This window comes from Bradyrhizobium sp. Ken51, assembly GCF_055807435.1.
In genome coordinates, this window is record NZ_JBVVPB010000002.1 from 682,899 (window position 1) to 693,355 (window position 10,457).

Annotated in this window: 7 protein-coding genes; 4 read left to right on the forward strand and 3 right to left on the reverse strand. The window is 58.1% G+C overall.

The features are described from left to right. Positions 1–71: 71 nt before the first annotated feature. Together AC0L27_RS06975 and AC0L27_RS06980 are read right to left on the reverse strand one after the other, a co-directional pair. The gene (locus tag AC0L27_RS06975; RefSeq protein ID WP_473318202.1) at positions 72–764 is read right to left on the reverse strand and encodes a DUF2971 domain-containing protein; all 693 of its coding nucleotides are present in this window, start codon (positions 762–764) and stop codon (positions 72–74) included. Positions 765–1,146: 382 nt separating this feature from the next. Then, the gene (locus AC0L27_RS06980; protein WP_473318206.1) at positions 1,147–6,135 is read right to left on the reverse strand and encodes a hypothetical protein; all 4,989 of its coding nucleotides are present in this window, start codon (positions 6,133–6,135) and stop codon (positions 1,147–1,149) included. 519 nt (positions 6,136–6,654) lie between these two features. Between AC0L27_RS06980 and AC0L27_RS06985 the strand changes: the two genes are divergently transcribed. The 4 genes from AC0L27_RS06985 to AC0L27_RS07000 all read left to right on the forward strand — a co-directional run bounded on the left by AC0L27_RS06985 (position 6,655) and on the right by AC0L27_RS07000 (position 10,101). Continuing rightward, positions 6,655–7,176: a hypothetical protein gene (locus AC0L27_RS06985; protein ID WP_473318208.1), complete on the forward strand. Its 522-nt coding sequence runs from the start codon at positions 6,655–6,657 to the stop codon at positions 7,174–7,176. A gap of 327 nt (positions 7,177–7,503) precedes the next feature. Further along, complete coding sequence (locus AC0L27_RS06990; RefSeq protein WP_473318209.1) at positions 7,504–7,704, forward strand: hypothetical protein; 201 nt, start codon at positions 7,504–7,506, stop codon at positions 7,702–7,704. 4 nt (positions 7,705–7,708) lie between these two features. Then, entirely contained in the window at positions 7,709–8,551 is an 843-nt protein-coding gene (locus AC0L27_RS06995) for a hypothetical protein (protein WP_473318211.1), read from the forward strand. A 341-nt stretch (positions 8,552–8,892) separates the two neighbouring features. Then, on the forward strand, positions 8,893–10,101 hold the full coding sequence (locus AC0L27_RS07000) for a hypothetical protein (RefSeq protein WP_473318212.1): 1,209 nt from the start codon (positions 8,893–8,895) through the stop codon (positions 10,099–10,101). Between the two features lie 48 nt (positions 10,102–10,149). On the opposite strand, the gene AC0L27_RS07005 is transcribed toward AC0L27_RS07000, so the two are convergent. Then, positions 10,150–10,320, reverse strand: coding sequence for a hypothetical protein (locus AC0L27_RS07005; protein WP_473318214.1), 171 nt, complete (start codon positions 10,318–10,320; stop codon positions 10,150–10,152). Positions 10,321–10,457: the final 137 nt, after the last annotated feature.

Sequence of the window (10,457 nt, forward strand, 5' to 3'; positions counted from 1 at the left end):
CGGAAAGAGGTGTCCGCCTTCCGTAATACCTTTTCTGAGAAGCATTGCCGAATACGACGGCGCCCCGGAATTTAATCGACAATGAAAGGGATGACGGATTTGCACACCGTCGTTCGCATACCAGCTGTGGCCTGCAATGCATCGATTGCCGCCAGTTGCCGGCTAGCTAACGCCGGACCAACGACTATCTTTTCTATACCAAAATTCTTGGGATCCAGTGTAATGTTCACGGACCTGTGGTTGAGCTTGCAAGTTAGATACGGGATTACTCCCGAGGTAGCACCTCTCGTTTCCAACCCGGATGGCCATTCTAGCCCGGTCCACATGAGACGATGCTCGCGTTCCTCACTAAAGTTCTGATCTTTCAGAACGAGCGCGACCTTCAGCGCATGCATCCACCATTGGCGCAGTATGTCGAAATGGTTTGCTGGTTGGTTCTCCGACAACAGTCCCAACAGTAACGTCACAGCGTCATTGGCGGCACGCCTTTGTTCTTCAGGCGCATAAACTACGGGATGAATATGGAACCCCTGCGCCGTTGCATTTTGCAGGAGCCAATCTTCGTTGAATCCGATCGCAAAACCTCGCCCATTACCGTAGCCCCGCCATTGAGACAGAAGGTCGCCTTCGGAAGTTAACGAACCGACGAAAGCGAACACACCGTGTCGCTCGCCATGTTCTCGAAACGATTCAAGCGTAATCCAAATCTCATCCGACACCTTGTCAAGCTCTGCCTTACGGCTCCTCAGGGCAGAAAAAACCATCGCCCACCCGTGCGTGAACTCCGATGGGTCATTCAAAAACCGGTGGTCCGTAGCCCATAGCGACTTGCTCTCGACTATCCCCTTCAACCCCGTCGCAGTAGTGTAGTGAAACCACGTCATATCTGCCCTCACGCGTTCTCTTTCCGTTCGGCATTAACAAACCTGGACTAGCGCGAATAGACGTTAAGCCCGTGATCGGCGGCGCGGGGACGCGGATCACTTCCACTGTACGTCCTGGGAACCACGCACACCAAGCGGATGAGGCGTGCCCCTCAACTTTCCTAGACACAACAACATAAATCTAGATTGTTGCTTAGCTCACTGGCCGATGAAGGTGAAAGCGGCGCCTAGCAAACATCACAAGGTTCGTGCTGATCGGCCTTTAACGGCGGTTTTCCGAGATATTTGCCGCGACGCCCTCGACCTGCTTTTCAAGCTCGTGGGCTTCTGCGATTCCCACTGCAACCAGTTGGCCAAAAACGCGGTCTAAGCGGCTCCTTTGTGGATGGGCAGGCCCCAAAATGGCTGGATCTTCAACCATGGCGACCTCAAACCACGCGACCACCTTCCGACCGATTCCCAACGTACTCCACAGAGCGGTATCCGAGGGCAATCGCTCAAACCAGGCCTCGACAGCCGCGAGTAAAAAACTCAAGTGCCTTGCCCGTGGCGCGACCATCAACATGTTCATCGTGCACAAGGCTACGAAGCTTGTCGGCCCGCCGGGCATGAGCCGAAGAATCGGTTCAAGCAATGGATCCAGCCTATCGGCGACCGCCGGCACGAGATAGCTGCGCGTACCCTGAAATGGGTCATGTGTATTGAGCAGAAGTTTCGCGACGACGCCGCCCGTATCATAGCCTATCGATAGGTCGCCGGGCGCATAGTTGTACTGCCAGCGCCTCATCGACATCGCTCGGGTCGCCATCCGCGTGCGCAACTCCACAGGCAACTCTGGCGCTCGCGATGGCTGGTTGAAGTAGAGGACATCGGCGGCATGCAGGAGTGTCTCAGCCACATGGGAGAAAGAGTTGTCCGGGAGATTCGTGACCTGCCCAATTAGCTCGTCAAAGTAATGCGAGTCCCCATCCAACAATGCTTCAGCAAACAGCGCATAGAACTCTGCGTTCCATTCCCTCGGCAAATGTTCCACCTCGGCGTTCGCAGGCATCCCTAAGCCGTTTATCCTGCTGCTCCAGCCAGAGTAGGCTGCAACGATCTCGGAAGCCCACTTCAGTCTCTTACCAGCCGGCTCGTTGAGAAGCCGAAGCCAATTCGCCGCGGATTGGCTTTCAAGATGAATCGCTGGGCCGCCTTCTACTTCCTCGGAACAATCCTCGTCCGGCTCTTGCTCCGTTTCTCCCGGAGTACGAAGCCGATAGGAGTTTTTCAAGATTGGCTTTTCGTCTGGAAAAGCAGGCCACGCCGGCTCCGCCCCACCATCAAGCCAATCGATTTCGGCGGCTACAGCTACCCTTGTCGTTGCGTCGCGCTCCCCCTCGAAGCGCTTCCCCACGGCCTCGTCCTCATCGTAGGGATGCCAACGCCAAATGCTTCCGGTCAATGCCGCGCGCATTGCCGCCTTGAGTAGCCTGGCGTCCTTGCCCACAATCATGGAAACTGCTGCGGCAAATGCCGGCACGGCAGCTCCATCTCTGCGCGTGGCAATCGAGACCAATGCGTCGCGATCTGCTTTTAGATTTTGCCTGCGCCAGAGATTGAGGAGTGCGAGTGTCCCGATCGCCGGGCGGTTATAACGCAGGTTCTCGCCGGAGCCGGAATAGCGGTCAGCTTCCTCCGCTAGCGCCAGTCTGATGACTTCCCGTACCCATACCTCATGTGCATCAAGAAGGTCATCGGCGCCATCACGAGCAACGAGAAGCGCGGTTGCGATCAATCGGGTCGATCGGGATTTCAACGTGTCGGTATCACTACCGTCCGGCAGCGCGCCGCTGGCATGCTCGACGGCGTCCCGCGCGGTCTCTGGCGTCGCATGCTCCCTGCCATTGATAGCAAGCCCAATGCGCGCTTCCATCTCGCTTTCGCTTACTAGACGCGCGCGGCGAGCATTGAGCTCCTCAAGGTGCGCGGCTTCAACCGATGGCGATCGATAAATATAGCCTCCTTCAACCTTCTCCCAATTGTCGATGTTCAGTACGTTCTGCGCGTAGCGCCCCATGAACTCCGGGGTAGCGAAATCAGCGTGTTCCTCATACGGCTCAAGCAGTTCGACTGCGGCATGTAAACGAACTCTCAACTTCTGCGCCTCGGCATCGGCGGAGAGGAAGTATTGTAGCACGTCCTCAAGCGAGGCGTTGCGCGACGGCTTGGCCTGCAAGTCCGCAAGCGTCACAGTCCCCGAGGGCTCGTCGCCTATCACGAAGCCCCCGCGGCCTGTTCCATCAAGGGCCCGGCGCTGCCGTTCGATGGCAAGAAGCCCCGGGCAGGCGAGAAAGGGTACCAAGGCCGATCGCGTCGCCGGGAAATGGGATAACAGAACATCTACGGCAACTAGTAGGTACGCCGAGCAACTACCAACCGGGCCGAGAACGTCCCAGAGCACCGCTTCAACTGGCTCACCGGAGTCCAAACGACGGTGTCCCCACGCCTCAAGTGCCTTGAGGCCACAGGCTGCCGAATACTCGCGCGCTTGGTCACGCGACCAGAAATAGGTCTGAGTCCAGGGAAAGAAGCGCGCACCGTCATCGAATACAATCGTGAACCCGTTCTTGCCGGCCTCTCTCGCGTCAGTGTGAGATTCTACCGCTGCGCTCACGAGGCGGCGCACCAGCGCGAGTCCGTGCTCGGGCGATGCTAGCAGGAGATTCAAGAACGGCGGCTGAGCCGGCGACGCCGGCAGGTAGTCGCTGTCGGCATAGCTGAACGCCCGACCACCCGCTGCGCCATAACGAGACTCACGGCCTCGCCTCTCGACGAGGCTATTGACTATCAGATCGGCCAATTCAGCCGGAGCAGCCGAGACCAACGTTGTACTGAACTGCCGTATTGCCTTAACTTTGTAAGTCTCGCGCTCCGGATCTATTTCGCGGAGGTAGGCTTTGGCCTCGTCCGGTGAATGCACGGACAACAGAAGTGCCATAGTTCGGAGATCTTCAATCATTCGACGTCGAACGTTGCTGTCCAATCGCTCAGCAGTCGGATCGGTCGGGATCGTGACCGTCGCATCCCGCACGTCAAGTTGGCGCAGCCATTTGAACAGCATGGTCGTGGTTGGCGAGGCCAGCCGCGGCACCGCCAAGAGCAGCTGCATCTGAATCTGGATGAGATTGACGACGGCATCGATCGCCTGGATCGGTATCTTATTCGCGTGGGTCAGCACCCAATGGAGCAGACTGTAGCCAGAGCCAGTCGTGTTAGTGCGAAGCGACTTTGGAAGCGGTTTGTCGGTGACTACCTGCATCGAAGCAAACAGCTCGGCTGTCGATATAGTTTCCACCGCGGCGATCACCGTAACGAGTTCAACGAAGAGACCGCCGCCACGCCTGAGCAACTCATTGCTGCAGCGATCCAGAAGTTCCGTGGCGACTTCGGAGCGGACTATCGCGAGTAGTCCGTGCCTGCGCCAAGAGCTATGCGCTCCCGCGGAGGACAATCTGTCAAGCAAGCTTAGCCATTGAGAGCCGTCGCCCGACGCCTCTAAAGCAAAACGCGCGGCGAACTCTATGCCACGCGCGACACGCGGCGAAGCCGGCACGGAAAGATCGACCCGTGAAAGCCTTGCGTGATCCTCGTGGATAAGCTGTCCAATCGCCCAGTCTCGAAGGACATCATGATAGAATCCAAACTGATCGCGACGGATCTCGGTAAGTGTCAGCGACCTGGTGAGATGCGAACGAGCGGCAGAATCCTCAGTTAGGGCCACTAAGGAGCCGCCTGCTAGGCTGATCTCCGCGAGATTGGCGATAATGCGCTGGCCAGCTCTTATGCATCCACTGGCCGAGTTATCTGCGGTGGACCACCAATGACTCGCAAGCGATGCCTCGGTCCGAATCTCACCGGATGCCGGTGCTTTCAGAAGTCGCGACAACCTATAGAGGTTGCGTGCGATGTTGCCAGCTGGATGTCCCGGCGCGAGAATCGACCGCAGTTCGGGTGTCTTCTCCGATAGAACTTTCACTTCTTCGTCGGTTAGCTCGCTGACAGCAACGGAATGGACGCCCCCGAACGATTCGATCACATCCTCCGCCATCCAGTCCCCTGCACCGACATCGTGATTGGTACGTGTAGTTGTGAGAACGAGGAAGCCTGGGATGGCCGCAGCATCGCGCAGAAGCTCGTTAACGGTGCGTTGCCGACCGAGATCGGCGAACATCTCCACACCGTCGATGACAATTAGGCCACCGCCGCTAACGGCCAAGTCGTTGAGAAAATCTCTTGCTAGCCCGGGAACGGCTAACGCCTGTGCAAACCCGAGCCATCCTCCGGTCGGGGTAGAAACCGGATCGAGAACGATCAGTTGGCCCTCAAGCCCGAAACGCTCGGCCACCAGCCTGAGGACGCCAGATTTGCCGACACCGGGGCCTCCATGCAATTGCACGAACCTATGTTCATCGAGCGCCTCATTCAGGCTTGCAACCGCTTGATGGCGCGAGAGGTTAATTCCCCCAACTTTTGTGCCAATGCCGGCTAGCGTCATCCTGGCCAAATCTGCCAACCGAGCGCGCGCCGATCGATAGTCCCGATCTCCAGCGAGACGGTAGCCTCGCTCCACAAGCTTTAAGCGTAGGTCCTTCCGGCTGATCGAACCTCCAACTTTACCGATGGCAATCGAAATCTCGATTAGGCCGCTCCAAAGGCTCTCCGCGCGCGAGGCATCCTCATCTGCGAGAACCTGTCTCGCCAACGCTAGACCGTGAAGGCGCGCAAGGGGCGCCGTCGACTCGAAGTCGAAAACAAGGATGGCAAAGCGTCGGATCCATTTCCAGACGGCATCATCATCATCTACGCCGGCGGCGCGAAGGTTCGCCTTAAACGTTGCGACGAAGGTGCGCATCGGATCACTTCCGATACCTTTGGCCTCAATTCTTTCAAAAAAGTCGCTGCTACGTTCCGCTGCGCGCGCCCAGATCAGAACGTCCTGATAGGGACCTGTGATAGATTTGCTCTGTCGTTGCGTCGCAACAGCCAGGAGATGTCTGTCCTCCGGTACGGTTCTCGCTGGGCTACGAGCGACCTGCGCTACCACTTCTGCGAACGTCGCATCTTTTGGAGCGAAGGTGATATCTCGCTTAGACTGAATTTCCAGAAGCGCATCGCCATCCGAACCGACCCCTTCAAGGATCAGGTCATCCATTGCGAAGCCCTGATCGACACCCTGGAAGCGCACGCCGGTTATCTTGACACCCGGCATTCCTCGAGCTTCCGTCCCAGCCAGCATTGCCAAGAGATAATAGGCGCCAAGCTCGCCCTCGATGTAGACTCCCGCACCTCCCCGGGATGCTGGGCTGGATCCCCTCGCGCTATCTTTTTCCTCTGCCATAGGTTGAATGTGAGAGCCGACTGACTGTCTGTCAATGTATCTGCGTCTTTGGCTCGCGACTGCTCCAAATGACGGGCAATGCTCGAAACGATTCGTTGGGCGTCGTTAGCGAATCAATAAATGCGGCGCTGCGACGAGAGCCTGCTGACCTGACTAAAGTTAAAGCCACGCGTTTTGACGTGCTTTGGGTCCTTCCGGGGCGCTCCCCCATGCGGGTGACGCGCGACCGCCCAATCTGGCTAGATATCAAATTTCAAAAGTGACTTTCTGTTCTCGAATGGGCTTCTACCTCAATACCAAGGGCATGCGCAGCGGCTACTGGATTGGGCTGTAGCGGAATAGCCCATTATCAGACGCTGAAAGCAGTTCAATCGCCTTCAGTATAGCCCGATGCCCGCTACTGCTCCGCTGTATCCGCCCGATTTCCGTGCTGTGCCAATTTCATCGCCGGACCGGAAGCGACGCAAAAATCCGCGCACCGTCTCGATGCCCGAGCGTGTCGGGCCGTTCGCGAGACTCATCTTCGCCGAGATGGCCCGCCAACGAGTGACTTACGATTCGCTGGAAGAGCGAAGCGGCGTGCGCAGGGCTACGCTGAAGGCGTGGAGAAAGAAGAATCGCCCCGGCCTGGAGAGTATTGAAGCGGCCCTGGCAACGCTCGGATTCGGCCTTGTCCCCGTCGCCGCCCTCGAAGCGCTCCCGCCCGCACTCGCGGGCGAACTCACCGCGCTCGCCCTCAAGATGCGAATGAATATCCCGCAGACCTGGGCTGCTCTGATCGACATCTGCGTCGAGCAGAAGCTTCTCCACATGCGAGCGGACGAGCGCGCCGCCATTTTGGCAGAGCATGAATCCCGCCTCGCTGGCATCCCCGCCAACGACAACCAGAAGCGCCGCCGTAAAGTGTCTTAAGGGATACTGAAACAGTCCCGACGAACGCCTCTGATCTTCCCATACTGATCCTGTTGCTTGGTTCTCCTCCACACCAAGTAACGCCGGTCGTCAGCCTTGGCCGGTGCGTTTGATAGCCAGAATGCACCGGCCATTTTTCAGATGGATGCCCATGTCTAAAGTTTATCTCTCGCGCACCCAGGCCGCAAAGCAGATCGGCCGATGCGCGAAGACCCTCCGCACTCTGGCCAAGCGTGGCGATGGTCCCCCGTTTTTGTTGATCGGTGACCGACCTGCTTACCCGGCCGATCAGCTTCACATCTGGCTCGCAAGCGGTGGAGATGCCGCATGACCCGCCGCGAGGAACTTATGCGCGCTGCGCAAGAGGCAACCGCGACCTACGCCGCCGCAAAAGATCGTCATACTTATGCACGCACGATGGCCGCGCTCGGCATGGGCGCCGATGTCTTCGGCACCTGCAATCTTGAGGCGCGCGCCTACTCGGAATGGCTCCGCGCGTCCGACGCTCTTCAAAATTTTCGAGGCTAATCCAATGAATATGATCTCCAAACTCTTCGCTCCCAAGACTGCTATCACTTCTGCAACGATCCGCGCAGAGATCGAACGGGCCGAATCTGAAATCACCGCACACAACGCTCAACTTGCGGGCGTACTTGCCGGCATTGCCGTCATGAATGATAGCCAGCACGCGCAAGCTGAGGCCGACGCCGCAGCGATCAAGCGCGCAATCACGCGACTTGAAGCGCGCGCCAATCATCTGGCCGCCGAGCTTCCGAACGTGATCGCGGTTGAGAAAGCCGACGCGAAGGCCGCCGCCAACGATGCATTGCGCCAGCGTGCAGAAGCCGCGCGGAAGGCGAACACTAAGGAAGCCGCCAAGCTGCTCGCGGACTACGCCGTCCACGCTGCTCGGGTTTCGGAAGTGCTCGCAAAGCTCGAAGCGCTCGACATCGAAACGACGGCAGTGAATGCCGCGCTGCGATCCAACCCCGTCGCCGAAAACGTCGCGGGATACGACGCAATCCACCGGAGGAGTCCCGACCGCCCGGCCGACGAGCGACGCGCGATGCGGAAGTGTTGGGTCTATCGTTACCCCGGCTCCCCGCGCGCTACGGACAAGGTCCAGTTCCAGTACGAAGCCCCGCACGAAGTAGTTCGTCAGGCGGATATCGGCCCTGACGGCAAGGCAATCCCGGTGGCGGCAGCCCGCCACGACTACTATGGTCGCGTGCTCACCATCATTCCCACTCTTGAGGATCGGGAAGTCGTGGCTGAGCGCGTGTCCTTCCGTCCCGGCCAGAGTGAAGCACCGCTGTCATTGGCGCGGCTCCCGCCTGCGTTCTCCGGTGAAGACCACATCTGGCCGCGAGGATAATATGCGCGCGCCTTCGACGCCATCGTGAACTTCAACACCGCCAGTCCCTAGCGCGTGATCCCGTCCCTCTCCAAAGGGTTTCGGTGGCCCGCACCGTTTGACTCGCCAGCTTGAACCGCCGACGCGTTGCGCAGCGGGGGCAGGCAAAAACTATTCGTCAGACCCTTCTCTGCTATGCGACCTTGGGTAAAATATAGCCTTGGCGCTTCGTTGCTGTAGAGCGCAGGTTTCATGTTGAACGCAGCAATGCCCGTCGCTAAACAAGGGGCAACATTGGCTCGTTCTTTAAGCAGGTTCACTGTCGTTTACTTGCCGCGCTAATTCCAGCTGGGGAAATAAAATTGACCGTTCGCACTTCGTTAACTCTGTCGACTGCCGCCTTGGCTTTCATTCTGATCTCGGGCGCCGCCAATGCAGGGCATGTGCAATCGTGGCTCGACTCGAAAGGTGGCTGCAGCCCCGGCCCGCTGATGCTCATGCAGAACCCGTTGCGTGGGCGGGCTCAGTTCCTAGAAAGGAACGCAAAAGATTGGACTGACGAGGACGTCGACGAGTTTCGCCGGATCTACTCCGCATGCACAAAACGATACCCCGCAGTCAACATAATGAAGCTAAATGCAACCCCGGCGGAGATGGATGCACACGTCGAGAAGGTCGTTTCGCAGTTGCTTCGTAACATCATAGAACCTGCACGAGGTGACGCCCGCGCGCAGGCAGAAAAAATTGAGGCGACACGCCGGCTAGCTGAAGAAAGGGAGGCCCGTGAGGAACAGCAACGGGAAGAGCTAGCTCAGCAAGAACGCGAGATTGCCTTGGCGGCTTCAAAACGCGCCGCTGAGCGAGCTGACCGCGCAAGGCAGCGACTGCGAGAGCAAGCCGAGCAAGACCGACGCGCCACTGAAGATTTGTTGAAGCAGGTCGAGGCAGAAGAACAAAGAACCGCTGAGATCGCAAAAGAAGCTGAAGCAGCCAAGCAAGCTCGCATTGCAGCGGAGCAGCGCTTGGCAGACATACGTCGGAAGAGTGAACTACCAGAGCAGAAGAAGGAGAGTAACTCTCAATTGGAGGACGCAACGGCAAAGCCGGATCAACGGACAGAAAGGACCGAAGCCACGCCGACTCTAGGTCTGATGGCTGCTGACTTTAGCCGCGAGTTTAATGATGTATCCGCCTCCATGGGCTTCGATCTGCGCGCCTCCCAAAAGGGCTGCAGCTCCGCTGTGCGGACTGTATGTCAATTTAAGATCAATGAGCGCACTGGGGTCATCGTCGGCTCGGACACCGACAATCCGCGCGCCACCGGCGTAACGATAGTATTTGTCCCTAACGGCGATCCGGCCGAGGTGATGAAAGCTTTGTCATCATTCATGGTCGTTGCTAGGATGCTGTCGCCATCAATCAAGCGTCAGAAAGATAACGGGTTCGTGTCGCAGATATTCGTCGGCTTGAAGGAAAAGGCGGAAAGTGAAGCCACAGCGGATGGCGTTCGCTACCAAATTTCGTCTGGCGCGGCAGGTCTATGGTTCACCGCTACCCCGCAAGCCCCATAGTGAAAGCCGCCCGCACTGATATTGACAGGCTTCGTCTATCAAGATCGCTTAGACCGAACTCAGCCGGCGCCCCCAACTTTTCGTAGCCAGCGTCTCCGGCCACGCTGAGATGAACAACACGTTGCGCCGGCTGACGGTCGATGGTGCGTCGCCGGTCGCGAGTTCGAGCGAGACGGTGGCGAAGAGCGGGCAGATCACCTTTAATCCGACCTTCAACATCTCAGGCGGTGATCCGCGCGAGATCGCTGGGCAGGTGCGGAGCGAAATGCGGCGCTTCCTTGACCTTGCCCCACGGGCTTAATCCAGTTTGAAGTTCGCTCTGGCCCAAGACGAGGACCAGAGCATGAAGCGCAATC